Annotated in this window: 14 protein-coding genes; 10 read left to right on the top strand and 4 right to left on the bottom strand. The window is 69.6% G+C overall.

Annotated elements, in window-relative coordinates; genetic code table 11:
* Positions 1 to 225: 225 nt before the first annotated feature.
* From glmU to ABTV10_RS06630, 5 genes are all read left to right on the top strand, one after another.
* Positions 226 to 1,704, top strand: a complete 1,479-nt coding sequence (gene glmU / locus ABTV10_RS06650; RefSeq protein WP_499033387.1) for a bifunctional UDP-N-acetylglucosamine diphosphorylase/glucosamine-1-phosphate N-acetyltransferase GlmU — start codon at positions 226 to 228, stop codon at positions 1,702 to 1,704.
* Entirely contained in the window at positions 1,701 to 2,681 is a 981-nt protein-coding gene (locus ABTV10_RS06645) for a ribose-phosphate diphosphokinase (protein WP_280762725.1), read from the top strand. Before glmU ends, ABTV10_RS06645 begins: the two co-directional genes overlap by 4 nt.
* A 65-nt stretch (positions 2,682 to 2,746) precedes the next feature.
* On the top strand, positions 2,747 to 3,382 hold the full coding sequence (locus ABTV10_RS06640) for a DUF2461 domain-containing protein (RefSeq protein ID WP_499033386.1): 636 nt from the start codon (positions 2,747 to 2,749) through the stop codon (positions 3,380 to 3,382).
* 141 nt (positions 3,383 to 3,523) lie between these two features.
* Positions 3,524 to 4,204: a hypothetical protein gene (locus ABTV10_RS06635; RefSeq protein WP_499033384.1), complete on the top strand. Its 681-nt coding sequence runs from the start codon at positions 3,524 to 3,526 to the stop codon at positions 4,202 to 4,204.
* Positions 4,205 to 4,220: 16 nt separating this feature from the next.
* Positions 4,221 to 4,742 carry a GNAT family N-acetyltransferase gene (locus ABTV10_RS06630; RefSeq protein ID WP_499033383.1) on the top strand — a complete coding sequence of 174 codons (522 nt, stop codon included), beginning with the start codon at positions 4,221 to 4,223 and terminating at the stop codon, positions 4,740 to 4,742.
* On the opposite strand, the gene egtD is transcribed toward ABTV10_RS06630, so the two are convergent.
* The 4 genes from egtD to egtA are packed head-to-tail and all read right to left on the bottom strand — an operon-like array spanning position 4,743 to position 8,996.
* Positions 4,743 to 5,714, bottom strand: coding sequence for an L-histidine N(alpha)-methyltransferase (gene egtD, locus ABTV10_RS06625; protein WP_499033381.1), 972 nt, complete (start codon positions 5,712 to 5,714; stop codon positions 4,743 to 4,745).
* Positions 5,715 to 5,752: 38 nt separating this feature from the next.
* Complete coding sequence (gene egtC / locus ABTV10_RS06620) at positions 5,753 to 6,481, bottom strand: ergothioneine biosynthesis protein EgtC (RefSeq protein ID WP_499033380.1); 729 nt, start codon at positions 6,479 to 6,481, stop codon at positions 5,753 to 5,755.
* Positions 6,481 to 7,773: an ergothioneine biosynthesis protein EgtB gene (gene egtB / locus ABTV10_RS06615; protein ID WP_499033379.1), complete on the bottom strand. Its 1,293-nt coding sequence runs from the start codon at positions 7,771 to 7,773 to the stop codon at positions 6,481 to 6,483. The genes egtC and egtB overlap by 1 nt, the downstream gene beginning before the upstream one ends.
* Positions 7,770 to 8,996: an ergothioneine biosynthesis glutamate--cysteine ligase EgtA gene (gene egtA / locus ABTV10_RS06610; protein WP_499033377.1), complete on the bottom strand. Its 1,227-nt coding sequence runs from the start codon at positions 8,994 to 8,996 to the stop codon at positions 7,770 to 7,772. Before egtA ends, egtB begins: the two co-directional genes overlap by 4 nt.
* Positions 8,997 to 9,083: 87 nt before the next feature.
* Between egtA and ABTV10_RS06605 the strand changes: the two genes are divergently transcribed.
* The 5 genes from ABTV10_RS06605 (at position 9,084) to ABTV10_RS06585 (ending at position 13,944) form a co-directional block, all read left to right on the top strand.
* A complete protein-coding gene (locus ABTV10_RS06605; RefSeq protein ID WP_499033375.1) occupies positions 9,084 to 10,256 on the top strand; it encodes an aminotransferase class V-fold PLP-dependent enzyme in 1,173 nt (390 codons plus the stop codon).
* Between the two features lie 130 nt (positions 10,257 to 10,386).
* Positions 10,387 to 11,862, top strand: a complete 1,476-nt coding sequence (locus ABTV10_RS06600) for an FAD-dependent oxidoreductase (RefSeq protein WP_499033372.1) — start codon at positions 10,387 to 10,389, stop codon at positions 11,860 to 11,862.
* A 254-nt stretch (positions 11,863 to 12,116) separates the two neighbouring features.
* The gene (locus tag ABTV10_RS06595) at positions 12,117 to 12,704 is read left to right on the top strand and encodes a 50S ribosomal protein L25/general stress protein Ctc (protein ID WP_499033369.1); all 588 of its coding nucleotides are present in this window, start codon (positions 12,117 to 12,119) and stop codon (positions 12,702 to 12,704) included.
* A 99-nt stretch (positions 12,705 to 12,803) separates the two neighbouring features.
* Positions 12,804 to 13,382: an aminoacyl-tRNA hydrolase gene (gene pth / locus ABTV10_RS06590; RefSeq protein WP_499033367.1), complete on the top strand. Its 579-nt coding sequence runs from the start codon at positions 12,804 to 12,806 to the stop codon at positions 13,380 to 13,382.
* Positions 13,383 to 13,452: 70 nt separating this feature from the next.
* Positions 13,453 to 13,944, top strand: a complete 492-nt coding sequence (locus tag ABTV10_RS06585; protein WP_499033365.1) for a YfbM family protein — start codon at positions 13,453 to 13,455, stop codon at positions 13,942 to 13,944.
* The last annotated feature ends 10 nt before the right edge of the window (positions 13,945 to 13,954 follow it).

The following is a 13,954-nucleotide window of genomic DNA, read 5'->3' as shown; positions in this document are numbered from 1 at the left end:
CCACGGTATGCCGACCGGTCGGTCGAATCTCGTTAACTCCCCGCTAACTCGCTTCTGCGGCTGGACGATCCGAGGCGCGCGGTTCCACCGACGAGCGTGCTCGCTCCCGGCTACTCTCGGGCACGTTGCCGTCGCGCGGACCGCTCGCGATATTCTTTTCCGGAACGTGTGCGACGAGTCCGGCCGCTCGAGCGGCTCAGCGTAGATCGACTTCGAGGGAGCTTCATGCCACCGCAGACCGCCGTCATCGTCCTCGCCGCCGGCGCCGGGACTCGAATGCGGTCGAAGACCCCCAAGGTGCTGCACACCCTGGCCGGGCGCTCGATGCTCGCCCACTCGCTCCACGCCGCCGCGGCCGTCGACCCCACCGAACTGGTGACCGTCATCGGACACGACCGCGAGGCGGTCGCCGCCGCCGTCGACGAGGTCGCCAAGGACTTGAGGCGGTCGGTCGCGACGGCCGTCCAGGACGAACAGAACGGCACCGGACATGCCGTCGGCTGCGGACTGACCGCCCTGCCCGACGACTTCGACGGCACCGTGCTGGTGACCGCGGCCGACGTCCCGCTGCTCGACGCCGACACGCTCCGCACCCTCGTCGACACGCACACCGCCGAGCCCGCCGCCGCCGTGACGGTCCTGACCTCGACGGCTCCGGACCCCACCGGGTATGGACGGATCCTGCGGACCACGGACGGCGAGGTCGCCGCGATCGTCGAGCAGGCCGACGCCACCGAGGCGCAGCGCGCGATCACCGAGGTCAACTCGGGCGTCTACGCCTTCGACGCCGCCACGCTCCGCGGCGCGCTGGCGTCGCTGAGCGCGGACAACGCGCAGGGCGAGCTGTACCTGACCGACGTCATCGCCATCGCCCGGCGGGCCGGGAAAACCGTTCGGGGCCAGCACATCGCGGACAGCCAGCTGGTCGCCGGCGCCAACGACCGCGTCCAGCTCGCCACTCTCGCAAGGGAACTGAACCGACGGATCCTCGAGCGTCACATGCGCGCCGGCGTCACCGTCGAGGACCCGTCGAGCACCTGGGTCGACGTCGCCGTCACGATGGGCCGTGACGTGATCCTGCGTCCGGGCGTGCAGCTCCGCGGCTCCACGAGCGTCGGAGAGGACGCCGTGATCGGCCCCGACACCACGCTCACCGACGTCACGGTCGGCGAGGGCGCCTCGGTGATCCGCACCCACGGTGACGACGCGGTGATCGGCCCCGACGCGACCGTCGGCCCCTTCACGTACCTGCGGCCCGGCACCGTCCTGGGCGCGTCCGGCAAGCTCGGCGCCTTCGTCGAGACCAAGAACGCCGACATCGGCGCGCACTCGAAGGTGCCGCACCTCACGTACGTAGGCGACGCGACCGTCGGCGAGCACAGCAACATCGGAGCATCCAGCGTTTTCGTCAACTACGACGGCGTGAACAAGAGTCGCACCGTCGTCGGTTCGCATGTACGGACCGGATCCGACACGATGTTCGTCGCCCCGGTCCGCGTCGGGGACGGCGCCTACACAGGCGCGGGCACCGTCCTGCGTAACAATGTTCCGCCGGGGGCGCTCGCCGTCTCGGGCGGCAAGCAACGCAATATCGAGGGTTGGGTCCAGCGCAACAGGCCCGGCACTCCCGCTGCTGAGGCGGCGGAACGAGCACTCCAGCAAGAGACCGATCGGCAAGAACCAAAGGATGGCGAAGATCAGTGAGCGCGATATCCAGCGACGTGCAGAAGAACTTGATGCTCTTCTCGGGCCGCGCACACCCCGAATTGGCCGAGCAGGTGGCCAAGGAACTGGACATCAAGGTCACTCCGCAGACCGCGCGTGACTTCGCCAACGGCGAGATCTTCGTCCGGTTCGAGGAGTCGGTGCGCGGCAGCGACGCGTTCGTGCTGCAGAGCCACCCGGCGCCGCTGAACCAGTGGATCATGGAGCAGTTGATCATGATCGACGCGCTCAAGCGTGGATCCGCCAAGCGCATCACCGCCGTGCTGCCGTTCTACCCGTACGCCCGCCAGGACAAGAAGCACCGCGGCCGCGAGCCCATCTCGGCCCGCCTGATCGCCGACCTGCTCAAGACCGCGGGCGCCGACCGGATCATCACGGTCGACCTGCACACCGACCAGATCCAGGGCTTCTTCGACGGCCCGGTCGACCACATGCACGCGCAGGGTCAGCTGGCGCAGTACGTCCGCGAGAACTACGGCACCGACAACATCTGTGTCGTCTCTCCCGACGCGGGCCGCGTGAAGGTCGCCGAGAAGTGGGCCGACGCCCTCGACGGCGCGCCGCTGGCGTTCGTCCACAAGACCCGCGACCCGCTGGTCCCCAACCAGGTGAAGTCGAACCGCGTCGTCGGTGACGTGAGCGGACGCACCTGCGTGCTGATCGACGACATGATCGACACCGGCGGCACGATCGCCGGCGCGGTGGAGGTCCTCAAGAACGCCGGCGCGGGCGACGTGATCATCGCGACCACGCATGGTGTGTTCTCGGACCCGGCCGCCGAGCGCCTCGCGAACTGCGGCGCCAAGGAGGTCATCGCGACCAACACGCTGCCGATCCCGGAGGAGAAGCGGTTCCCGACGCTGACGGTGCTGTCCATCGCACCGCTGCTGGCGCGGACCATCCAGGAGGTCTTCGAGAACGGTTCGGTGACGTCCCTCTTCAACGGCATCGCCTAGATCCGTCCCCACGCCCGTGCCCGGTTCGCCCCTGGCGTGCCGGGCACGGGCGTAGTGTTTCCGGTGTGTTCTCCGGCTTCCCCACCACCGCACTGGATTTCTACGAGGACCTCGAGGCCGACAACAGCAAGGCCTTCTGGACCTCCCACAAGTCGATCTACGACACCGACGTCCGTGTGCCGATGGTCGAGTTGCTCGCCGAACTCGAACCGGAGTTCGGTCCCGGCAAGGTTTTCCGCCCCTACCGCGACGTCCGGTTCGCGAAGGACAAGTCGCCGTACAAGACCCATCAGGGCGGGTTCGTCGAGGCGTGCCCGGGTGTCGGTTTCTACGTCCAGGTGGACGCGTCCGGACTGTTCGTGGCCGGTGGGTACTACTCGCACACCCCCGAGCAACTCGCGCGTTACCGCGAGGCCGTCGACGACGAGCGCCGCGGCCGCGCACTGCAGCGGGTGGTGCGCACACTCGAATCGGACGGCTACGACATCGGCGGCGACCGCCTCGCGACCCGCCCGCGCGGCGTCGCGGCCGACCATCCACGCATCGAACTGCTCCGGCACCGATCGTTGACGGCCGCGTCGAATCTGGGGTGTCCCGACTGGCTCGGCACGAGCGAGGCGGCCGATCACGTGCGGCTCGCCTGGCGGGCGATGAGTCCCCTCGTCGACTGGCTCACGAGCGCGTTCGGCGCGAAGGCGTGACCTCGGCCCGGAGCGGAGAAGGCGTGTGGCACAAGACTTTGCCGCTACCAGCCGGTACCGAACATGAGTTTGGTCACGCGCGGCGGGAAAAGTGGACCTCGGTGTAGCCGGACGCGGAGCGGTGCCTTATTGTGGCTGCTCGTGATCGACGCGCAGACCCTCGAAAGCCCGGCCGCAGGCCCTGAAATCTCGAACAGCCAACCGGTTCGCCGATGGACCCCGGGGTCGTGTGTCTGGTGCGGAAGCGATCAATCGATCGAGGAGTTCCGCAACGAGCCTCGCTGCGGAACGTGCCGCGAGCATGAGACCGTCATCGACGAGGCCCGCAAGTTCATGGGCATGTACGGCCTGCGCCCGATCGGCGGCACCCTGCAGTCGGACGACGAGGAAGAGCGCGAGTGGCGAGTGGCCGCCCGTGACGCCCGCGCGGCCCTGAACGGGATCCGCCTGGCCGAGCCGCCGGACCCGGCCCTGGTCCGCAAGTCGATGCGCCCCAAGGCCGCTCGTATCGTCAGTGCCTTCGACGCCGTGGACGCGCCGGCGCGTAAGGCCCCCGCGCGTCCGCGCACGGCTCCGTCCGCACCGGCTCCCACGCCGACCGCGGCGGTCGCTCCGGCGAAGAAGCTCGACGTCGCCGCGCTCGAGGAGCGCGTGACCGGTCTGCTGGACCAGCTCACCAAGGTCGACACCCAGATCCAGCTGGCCGAGGCCGGACAGGGTCTGGCCGCGCGTGCCCGCCTCAACGACCTCAACGGTCAGAAGGCGACCATCCTCCGCACCCTCGCGGCGCTGGAGAAGGCTCGCCGCAGCGCGGGCGCGTAGAGACACGACGCTCGACATGCTCGTCCGTGACGCCACCCCAGACGATCTGCCCGGCATCCTCGAGATCCACAACGAGGCGATCGCCAACTCGACGGCGATCTGGGACGAGACCCTCGCCGACCTCGATGAGCGGCGGTCGTGGTTCGACGACCGCCGCCGACGGGGCTTCCCTATCCTGGTCGCCGACATCGACGGCCGGATCGCCGGATACGCGTCGTACGGGGTGTGGCGGCCCAAGACCGGCTACCGCCACACCGTGGAGAACTCGGTGTACGTGCACGTGGACTTCCACCGCCGCGGTATCGCGACGACCCTGATGACCGAACTGATCGCACGGGCCCGGGCCGGCGGCGTCCACGTGATCGTCGCCAGCGTCGAGGCGACCAACGCCACGTCGATCGCGCTGCACGAGCGCTTCGGGTTCCGGGTGGTTGCCCAGATGCCGCAGGTGGGACGGAAGTTCGGCCGCTGGCTGGACATGACCTACCTGCAGTTGACGCTGCCCGACCCGTACGCGGACGGGGACGGGGACGCCTAGTCAGCCGCGACGGGCACAGACCAGTGCGAACCGGTCGTCGGCGTCGGTCCAGGTCTGGACGTCGTCGAATCCGGCGGCCGCGAGTTCTCGCCGGATACCGTCCTCTCGGAACTTGGCGGAGATCTCGGTCCGCATCTGTTCTCCCGAGTCGAACGGCACGGTGAGGCCGAGATCCGGGATGCGCACGGTCATCTCGGACGTCGCCTCGAGTCGCATCTCGATCCACTCGTTACCCGAATCCCACACAGCCACGTGCCGGAACCGGTCCAGGTCGAAGTCCGCCCCCAACTGTTTGTTCAGCACGGAGAGCACGTTGAGGTCGAACTGCGCGGTGACGCCGTCCGCGTCGTCGTACGCCGGCACCAGCACCGCCGGATCGGTCACCAACGCGACCCCGAGCAGCAGGTGCTCCCCCGGTTCGAGGACGTCCGCGATACCGGCGAGGAACGCCCGGCGCTCGTCGGGAACCAGGTTTCCGAGCGTCCCGCCCAGGAACGCGATCATCCGCCGGCCTCCGCCGGGCAGGTGGTGCAGCGACTCGGTGAAGTCCCCGACCACCCCGTGCACGCCGATCTCGGGGAATTCCTTGGCGATGCGTCGGGTGGCGTCGCGCAGCGCGCTCTCCGAGACGTCCTGCGGGACGTACCGTTCCAAGGACCCCCGCGCGCCCAGCTCCTCGAGCAGCAGCCGCGTCTTCTCCGACGACCCCGAGCCGAGCTCGACGAGGATCTCCGGCACCGCGATGTCGGAGATCTCGCGCGCGTGGGCCTCGAGCAGCGCTCGTTCGGTTCTCGTCGGGTAGTACTCCGGCAGCCGCGTGATCCGCTCGAACAGTTCGCTGCCACGCGCGTCGTAGAACCACTTGGGCGGCAGCCACTTGGGCGACGACGTCAGTCCCCGCGCGGCGTCCGCCCGCAGCGCCGCGGTCAGCTGCTCGGGTGCGATGTGGACCTCGAGGGTCGGTGCACTCATTCCTCTCCCATCTGAAATGTTCGTATCTCGGATGACGCTCAGAGCGGGGTATCGATCAGGTGACCGGGTCGCGCGGTGACAATGTGCCCGTCGGGGATCTCCTTCCATTCGTGGTTCCGGTCGTACGGCTCGGAACTGAGGACCGCGCGGTCGTCGTCGACGAGGGCCGACAGCGAGTGGTCCCACGTGGTGGCCCACAGTTGGCGTCCATCCCCGAGCAGCATGTTGAGCCTCGACCCCGGTGCGGCCTCGGCGACCAGCGTCGTGACCTGCATCAGCGCGACCTCCGGGCTGTTCTCCCGCAGTGCATCCCGCACGAGCAGCCACAGCAGGGCCGAATCGGTGGGCGCCTCCAGGCCCAGCAGGTCGACGGTCGGCAGTCGCCGCGCCGGCTCCACCATCGATTCGGGCCAGCCCACGATCCGCCCGTTGTGGCTGAACGCCCAGTGCCCCGAGACGAACGGCGCGCACGCGCTGCGTTCGACCGGCATCCCGACGGTGGCCGACCGGATCGCCGCGAACACCGCGTGCGAGCGGACCCGTGACAGCATCTCGGGCAGGGCGGGATCCGACCAGATCGGCATCGCGCTGCGGTACCGCGACAGCGTCGGCCCCCACCACGCGGCGCCGAACCCGTCGGCGTTCATGGTGCCGCCGCCGCGCATGTCCCGCGGATCCCACGCCTGCCGCAACAGCGAGAACTCCCCCGCCGTGATCACCTCGCGCACCGAACGCGTCGGACCGACATAGCCCAGGTGCCGACACATCAGACGTCCCTCGCGCAGCGGAAGCCGGCGAAGATCTGGCGCCGGATCGGATGATCCCAGTTCCGGAACGTGCCCCGGCACACCACCGGATCGGTCCCGAACGACCCGCCGCGCAGGACGCGGTAGTCGCCCCCGAAGAACACCTCGGAGTATTCCCGGTACGGGAACGCCTCGAACCCCGGGTAGCCGGTGAACGGTGAGGACGTCCACTCCCACACGTCACCGATCAGCTGATGCACGCCCGCCGGCGACGCGCCCTCGGGATAGGACCCGACCGGGGTGGCGCCGAGATACCGCTGCCCGAGGTTCGCACGCCTGCGGTCGGGATCGTCGTCGCCCCACGGGAACCGGCGCGAGCGTCCGCTGGCCGGATGCCAGCGCGCCGCCTTCTCCCACTCCGCCTCGGTGGGCAGACGCTTGCCGGCCCACCGCGCGTACGCCTGCGCCTCGAACCAGCACACGTGCATCACCGGTTCGTCCGGCGGCACCGGCTCGAGCACCCCGAACCGGTTCCGCCACCAGTGCCCGCTGCCGTCGCCGATCCAGAACTGCGGAGCCTCGAGCCCGGACTCGACGCGATGCCGCCATCCGCGCGTACTCCACAGCTCCCTGCGCCGGTAGCCGCCGTCCCCGATGAACGCGGCGTAGTCGCCGTTGCTCACCGGGACGGTGTCGATCGCGAACTCGGCGACGAACACCCGGTGCGCGGGCCGCTCGTTGTCGAGCGCCCACGGGTCCTCGGACGTTCCCATCGTGAATTCGCCCGCCGGGACGACGACTTCGGGTTCGAGTACCGGAGCGACGGCGACGGCGACCGGCGGGGCGGTCAGCACCGCCGCGCCGGTGCGCAGCTGGTGCGTCGCGAGCATCGTCTCGTCGTGCTGCTGTTCGTGCTGCGCGATCATCGCGAACGCGAACCCGTTCTCCTCGAGCCGACTTCCACGAAACCTGCTCGCGTCCAGCACGTCCCAGACCTTCTCGCGGACGTCGCCGACGTAGCGCCGGGCCTCGCCGGGCCCGAGCAGTGGGAGCGTCGGACGGGTGGAGCGGGCGTGCTTGAACGCGTCGTACAGCTCGTCGATGTCGCTGCGCACGGCGTCCCGACCACCGACGTCGCGGACCAGCCACAGCTCCTCCTGATTCCCGATGTGCGCGAGGTCCCACACCAGGGGGCTCATCAACGGCGAATGCTGCGCCACCAGGTCCCGGTCGTCGACACAGTCGGTGAGGACGGCGGTTCGCTGCCGGGCGCGCGACAATGCCGACTCGAGCTGCTCGCGCAGGCCGGTCACATCGGCTCCTCGCCCGGACGCGCGCCGCGGCGACACCGCCCGGCCGCCGCTGCCAGCTCCGACGCGAGGACCCGGTCCGGCGCGTGGTCGGCCGCCAGCTCGAGCAGCGCCACCGCACCGCTCCGCAGGTCGCCGTCCGCGAGCCCGTCCCGCGCCGCGTCCCACCACCGGCCGCGGGTCGGCAAGGCGACGTCGACGGCGTCCGGCGCGATCAGCAGTGCCTCGAGCGCGGCCACCGGCACGCGCCACCGGTCGCCCGGCTGGGCATCGAAGTACCGCACTTCGAGGTGACCGACCGCCCGAACCGGGGGGAACACCGTCGTCAGGTGGTAGTCGAGGTCGGCGTGCGTCGGCCGCCGGCCGAGTTCGTCGTCGAGCGCGCCGTCGATCCAGTCCCCGAACGTCGCGCCGGGCGGAGCCGTCCAGCACGGTCCGTCACGCATCACGCACAACAGCGGGACGTCGAGCACCCACCGCGCATAGTCGCCGATCGGGTCCATCGAGAACTCCCCGGACTCCGACGGCCCGATGGTGCGGGACCGGTCGAGCTCGAGCCACGTCCGCATCCGTTGCGACGCCCAGTCCCCCGGGGGAATGCCGCACAGCCGCGGCGAGCACGCGAACGCCGCAACCAGGGCGGGCCCGACGGTGTGGAGCAGATTCCACCGGCCGGCGACGTCCGCTGCGTCCGCTCCGGCATCGACGCTCACCTGGACGGCCGCGGTGTTGCACATCATGAGCTTGCCGAAGGGGCCGATGTCCTCGAACCGCTCCTCCATCGCCCGGTAGCGCGGCAGTTGGAGCAGCCGCTGCGCGCTCCGCCGGGCGTCGGCCGCATGCGCGTGGGTGGTGATGGAGCGCGTCGAGAGCAGCGCGCGCAGGGTTCGTTCGTCGGAGGCGAGGGCGTCGCAGAGCGCGACGGCACTGTCGCGGGGCGCGCTGGAGAGTTCGATCTGACCGCCGGGTTCGATGGTGACGAGGCTGCCGGACGGCAGCGGGCACGCGGGCGAATCGGGGACGAGGGACCGCGGGGCATGAGGCCCGAGAGCTGCGGCGATGGAGGCGAGGTCGGGGCGGGTCGACGAGGGACTTCGGTGGTCGGTGAGCCATTCGAGTTCGGCACCGATCAGCCTGGGCGGCCCCAGCTTGAAGCACACGCCGCCGACGTAGGACTCTGCCGCGGGTCGTGAGCTGAGACAGGTGGACTCGACTGCGACAACCATGCCATCCTCCCCTCGGGAGCGGTCGAGCGTCCTCCTCGAGGGTAGAGCCCGCTCCCCGTCGTGGCTACCGATCGGGAGGATTTGCCGATGCTCGACCTCGAACGGCTCAGACGCGACACTCCGGGATGTCTGGAACGAGTATTTCTCGACAGCGCGGGGTCGTCGCTGCCGCCGCAGCCGGTGCTCGCGACGGTGATCGGGCACCTGCGCCGCGAAGCCGAGGTCGGTGGCTACGTCGCCGCCGCGGAGCGGGCCGACGACCTCGCCGCGGTGCGCGTGTCGCTCGCCGAACTGATCGGCGCGCAGCCGCAGGACATCGCCCTCGTGGACAGCGCCACGCGGGCGTGGAGCGAATTCGTGTCCGCGATCCGGTTCGCGCCCGGCGATCGGATCCTGATCTCCCAGGTGGAGTACGCCAGCAACGCGATCACCGCGCTGCACCGCGCCCGCGCAACGGGCGCGACGGTCGAGGTCGTGCCGAGCGACCCCAGCGGCCGCATCGACGTCGAGGCCTTCGAACGGATGCTCGACGACCGCGTCCGCCTGGTGTCGCTGGTTCACGTCCCGACCAACGGTGGGTTGATCAATCCGGTCCGGGAGGTGGTCGAGCCGGCGCACCGGCACGGCGCGCTGGTGCTGCTGGACGCGTGCCAGTCGGTAGGGCAGGTTCCCATCGACGTCGGCGAACTCGGCGTGGACGCGCTGTCCGCGACCGGCCGCAAGTGGCTGCGCGGACCCCGCGGAACCGGATTCCTCTACGTGCGTGGCGAACTCGCGGGATCACTGGATCCCATGGCACTGGATCTGCACGGCGCCGAGTGGATCGGACCGGACGAGTACCGGCCAGCGCCGGACGCACGACGATTCGAGCTGTGGGAGTGCGACGTCGCGGCGCGACTCGGGCTCGGCGCGGCGGCCGACTACCTTCTCGGCATCGGAATCGATGACGCCGCAGCCACCATCGACGATCGAGCCGAGCGGATGCGCGAGGGACTCGGCGAACTCCGAGGCGTGACCGTCCGCGACCTGGGCACCGATCGCAGCGGCATCGTGACCTTCACCGTCGACGGATTCGATCCGGCCGGCGTGCGAGAACAGCTGGCGCGCAAGCAGATAACCGTGACGGTGAGCGGACGGTCGTCGACGCTGCTCGACATGAGCGCCCGCGGACTCGACGCCGTCGTGCGCGCGTCGGCGCACTACTTCGTGTCCGACAGCGACATCGACCGTTTCCTGGCGGCGGTCGCGCACCTCGAGTGACCGTGTCGCCACATCCACTTTCCGGACTATCCGGAACGGGGCTCCCGCTGGGCGGGATGTGTGTCCCATCGAACCCCGCGCCCGTGTAGATGATCTGTGTCACACATTTGTTCGTGCGAGAGGACACCACATGGCTGACGCCACACCGATCCACCCCATCCCGGCAGAGCAGGTCACCGATTGGGCCTACGAGGCCGACGTCGTCGTCGCTGGATTCGGTGTCGCCGGCGCGTCCGCCGCGGTCGCTGCCGCCCAGGCGGGCGCCGACGTGCTGGTGCTCGAGCGCACCGGAGGCTGGGGTGGCGCCGCGGCGATGGCCGGCGGCTTCATCTACATGGGCGGTGGCACCCCGCTGCAGAAGGCGTGCGGGTTCGAGGACACCGTCGACAACATGAAGGCCTTCATGAAGGCCGCTCTCGGTCCGGGCACCGACGAGGCGAAGATCGACGCCTACTGCGAGGGCAGTGTCGACCACTACCACTGGCTGGTCGACGAGTGCGGCGTCCCGTTCAAGATGAGCTTCTGGGGCGAGCCGGGCTGGGAGCCGCCGGGCGACGACGGCCTCCAGTACACCGGCGGCGAGAACGCGGCCCCGTTCAACGCCACCATCCCGCCGGCGCCGCGCGGGCACGTCCCGCAGATGTCGGACAAACAGTCCGGCGGCGAGAAGGGCGGCGGCTACATGCTGATGAAGCCGCTCACCGACAAGGCGGCCGAGCTGGGCGTGCGCGCCGAGTACGACATGCGCGTGCAGACGCTGATCGTCGACGCGGACGGCCGCGTGGTCGGCGTGCAGGCCAAGCAGTACGGCAAGGACGTCGCGGTCCGCGCCCGCAAGGGTGTGGTGCTGGCGACCGGTAGCTTCGCCTACAACAACACGATGCTCGAGTCGTTCGCACCGAAGATGGTCAATCGGCCCGCCGCCTCGATCGAGGAGCACGACGGCCGCGCGATCCAAATGGCGCAGGCCCTCGGCGCGGACCTCGCGCACATGGATGCGGCGGAGGTCGCGTTCTTCTGCGATCCGCAGCTGTTCATCCGCGGCATCCTGGTCAACGGCCGTGGCCAGCGCTACATCAACGAGGACACCTACCCCGGCCGCGTCGGCCAGGCCACGCTGTACGAGAACCAGAACCAGGCGTATCTGATCATCGACGAGGCCGCGTACGAGGAGGGCCTGTCCCGCCCGACCGCGACCGAGCAGTTGCGTCACCAACCCAAGTGGGTGGCCGAAACGGTCGAGGAACTCGAGGCCGAGATGGGCCTGCCGGCCGGCGCACTGCAGGCCACCGTCGACGTCTACAACCGGCACGCCGAGAACGGCGAGGATCCCTTGTTCGGCAAGAAGCCGGAGTGGGTCAAGCCGGTCGGCTCCCCCATCGCCGCGATCGACCTGCGCGGCATGACCGGCGGCTTCACGCTCGGCGGCCTGCGTACCAGCGTCGACTCCGAGGTGCTGCACGTCTCGGGCGCGCCGATCCCGGGCCTGTTCGCCGCCGGCCGCAGCACCTCCGGTGTGTGCGCCGGCGGCTACGCCTCCGGCGCCTCGCTGGGTGACGGCAGCTTCTTCGGCCGCCGCGCCGGCATCAGCGCCGCCAAGGCCTGACAGCTGCACTCCGGATCGGGTCCGGTCGACGCTCTCGCGCGTCGACCGGGCCCGATTCAGTTCTGCACAGCCATCCGGTAGACTGCTTCGAGTTGTCTCGGCGAGGGCGATTCGCGTAGTGCGCTGAATCACCGTGATCGACGCGGCACGGCTTCGATAGAGCAGTTTGCTCCGGCCGTTCGCGTCTGTCCGCCCCTCGTCGCGACGAACGACCGTCAACGAATATCTCACGTGAGTTGTAGGAGCCGTTTCACATGTCTGACGACAACCGTCTCGTAGCCGCCGCCCGCACCGAGTTCGGCAAGGGCGCTGCCCGCCGTGCACGCCGCGACGGCCAGGTCCCCGCCGTCCTGTACGGCCACGGCACCGACCCGCAGCACCTGAACCTCCCGGCTCGCGAGTTCGCCGCCATCCTGCGTGCGCACGGCACCAACGTCGTCATCAACCTGGACATCGACGGCAAGGAGCAGCTGGCGCTGACCAAGTCGGTCGTCGTCCACCCGATCCGTCGCCACATCGAGCACGCCGACCTGCTGATCGTCCAGAAGGGCGAGAAGGTCGCGGTCGAGGTTCCGATCGTCCTCACCGGCACCGCCGCTCCGGGCGCGCTGGTCACCGAAGAGGTCACCACGATCAAGCTCGAGGTCGAGGCCCTGCACATCCCCGAGTCCGTCGAGATTTCGATCGAGGGCGCCGAGGTCGGCACCCAGGTTCTGGCCGGCGCTGTCGCACTGCCGAAGGGTGCGACCCTGGCCGACGACGCCGAGCTGCTGCTCGTGAACGTGGTCGCCGCTCAGGCCGCCGAGCCCGCGGCTGCCGAGGAGACCGAGGCCGAGGCCTGATCAGCTCCGCGCTGAAACGTCGTGCGGCGCGCCGATCCCGTTCGGGTTCGGCGCGCCGCTGTCGTATGAGCACTGTCGCATCGAAAGGACGCCCGAGCAGTGAGTGACGAGACCGGCACCGCAGTGGTCGTCGGCCTGGGTAATCCGGGACCGCAGTACGAGAAGACCCGCCACAACATCGGATTCATGGTGGCCGACCTTCTCGCCGGGCGCGTGAGCGGAAAGTTCAGCGCCCACAAGCGCAGTGGCGCCGAGATCGTGCAGACCCGGCTCGTGGGCCGGCAGGTGATCCTCGCGAAACCGCGCTCCTACATGAACCTTTCGGGTGGGGCGGTCTCGGGACTGGCGCGCTTCTTCTCCGTGAAGCCGGAGAACATCGTCGTCATCCACGACGAACTCGACCTCGATTTCGGCACCATCCGCCTCAAGCAGGGCGGCGGCGAGGGCGGCCACAACGGCCTGCGCTCGATCTCGCAGTCCCTCGGCACCAAGGACTACCTGCGCGCCCGCGTCGGCATCGGCCGCCCGCCGGGCCGCCAGGACCCCGCCGACTACGTGCTCAAGCCGTTCTCGAGCGTCGAGCGCAAGGAACTGGACCTGGTCTGTGAGGAGGCCGCCGACGCCGTCGAACTGGTGCTGCAGCTGGGACTCGAGGCGGCGCAGAACCGGCTGCACTGAGCGCTTCCACGAGGCTCTGCCGTCGACGGTGTGATTGGATCACCCGGACGAATCTTCGTGGGAGGAAAGAATGACGGCTCGCGCGGTGCTCTTCGCCCTGGACCCCGACGACACCGAACGGCTGCTGGCCTGCCGGGACGACGACGAGCGCAGCGAACTCGTCGGCGAGGTCGAGGAGCGCTGGGAAGAGCATCATCTGTGCGAGCTCGACAAGTCGTGGGACGCGATGCACCGCTGTTTCACGGACGGCGACCTGGCCTTCGGCAACGGTGAGTTCCCGTTGTCGCACGTCATCCTCGGCGGGGCGCCACTGCACGAGGACGACGACTATCTCGTCTGCCACGTGACGGCGGAGCAGGTGCCCGAGGTCGCGGCGGCCCTGGAGCCGCTGGACGGTCAGTGGCTGCGCGAGCGCTTCGCCAGCCTCACGTTCGACGACTACGAGGGCACCGGCGACGCGGACGACATCGCCTACACCGCGGCCTTCCTGCCCGATCTGAAGGTCTTCTACCGCGCGGCGGCCCGAAACGGCCGGTCGGTGATCTTCACGGTCGATCAGTAGAGACGGGCCG

It is taken from the genome of Paraburkholderia sp. RHO2, assembly GCF_050955445.1.
GTDB lineage: Bacteria > Actinomycetota > Actinomycetes > Mycobacteriales > Mycobacteriaceae > Prescottella > Prescottella agglutinans_A.
Note: the sequence above shows the minus strand (reverse complement) of the source record. Positions and strands in the feature narration are given on the sequence as shown.

Excerpts from the sequence above, each read along its gene's own strand:
- glmU (WP_499033387.1), top strand. The coding sequence starts at position 226 with ATGCCACCGCAGACCGCCGTCATCGTCCTCGCCGCCGGCGCCGGGACT.
- ABTV10_RS06630 (WP_499033383.1), top strand. The coding sequence starts at position 4,221 with ATGCTCGTCCGTGACGCCACCCCAGACGATCTGCCCGGCATCCTCGAG.
- ABTV10_RS06605 (WP_499033375.1), top strand. The coding sequence starts at position 9,084 with ATGCTCGACCTCGAACGGCTCAGACGCGACACTCCGGGATGTCTGGAA.
- egtD (WP_499033381.1), bottom strand. The coding sequence starts at position 5,714 with ATGAGTGCACCGACCCTCGAGGTCCACATCGCACCCGAGCAGCTGACC.
- ABTV10_RS06595 (WP_499033369.1), top strand. The coding sequence starts at position 12,117 with ATGTCTGACGACAACCGTCTCGTAGCCGCCGCCCGCACCGAGTTCGGC.
- egtC (WP_499033380.1), bottom strand. The coding sequence starts at position 6,481 with ATGTGTCGGCACCTGGGCTATGTCGGTCCGACGCGTTCGGTGCGCGAG.
- egtA (WP_499033377.1), bottom strand. The coding sequence starts at position 8,996 with ATGGTTGTCGCAGTCGAGTCCACCTGTCTCAGCTCACGACCCGCGGCA.
- ABTV10_RS06585 (WP_499033365.1), top strand. The coding sequence starts at position 13,453 with ATGACGGCTCGCGCGGTGCTCTTCGCCCTGGACCCCGACGACACCGAA.
- ABTV10_RS06600 (WP_499033372.1), top strand. The coding sequence starts at position 10,387 with ATGGCTGACGCCACACCGATCCACCCCATCCCGGCAGAGCAGGTCACC.